Origin of the sequence: Nitrosopumilus sp. b1, from assembly GCF_014078545.1 — an archaeon.
Lineage (GTDB): Archaea > Thermoproteota > Nitrososphaeria > Nitrososphaerales > Nitrosopumilaceae > PXYB01.
The window spans coordinates 1-523 of the sequence record NZ_MU078711.1; the positions used below are offsets into that span (position 1 = coordinate 1).

Below are 523 nucleotides of genomic sequence, written 5' to 3' on the forward strand. Positions count from 1 at the left end.
GCTTATCCGAATGCATACCCGCGATCTGAAACATACCCTAGCCTATATTATTTTGTCGGATCCTCCTCAGAATGTTATTTTTATTATTTTTAGGTGATTTTACAGAAATCTATTTAACCAAAGTTACGAAAAAATATTTGGCATGGTTAGTGATGTAAAGGCAACTATTACTTATCTTGAATTACTAAGAGAAGACCTTGTCATTATTCGTATAGTACCAGAGGACGGTCATATTCCCGAGTATACTACGGGACAATTTCTCACAATTGGAATGAATATTCCATCTGAAAATTATAAACTAGTCAGAAGAGCGTACTCTATTGCATCACATCCTGAAAATAGAAAATATTTTGAATTTGTTATAAGATGGGTAAGAAATCCGCTTCCTGGAAGAGTTACGACTGAATTATTCTATGCAAGTGAAGGCGATACTGTCTATTTGGGAATGCCAACAGGTAACGCACTAACCATTGATGATAAATTACCTGATGGAAGTCCAGATAATAGAAGAATAGTTTGTGTT

Annotated in this window: 1 protein-coding gene; it reads left to right on the forward strand. The window is 34.8% G+C overall.

The annotated features are described in order from the left end of the window. Positions 1-142: 142 nt before the first annotated feature. A partial coding sequence (locus tag C6988_RS00975) for an FAD-binding oxidoreductase (protein ID WP_255464121.1) occupies positions 143-523 on the forward strand: 381 nt, incomplete at its 3' end.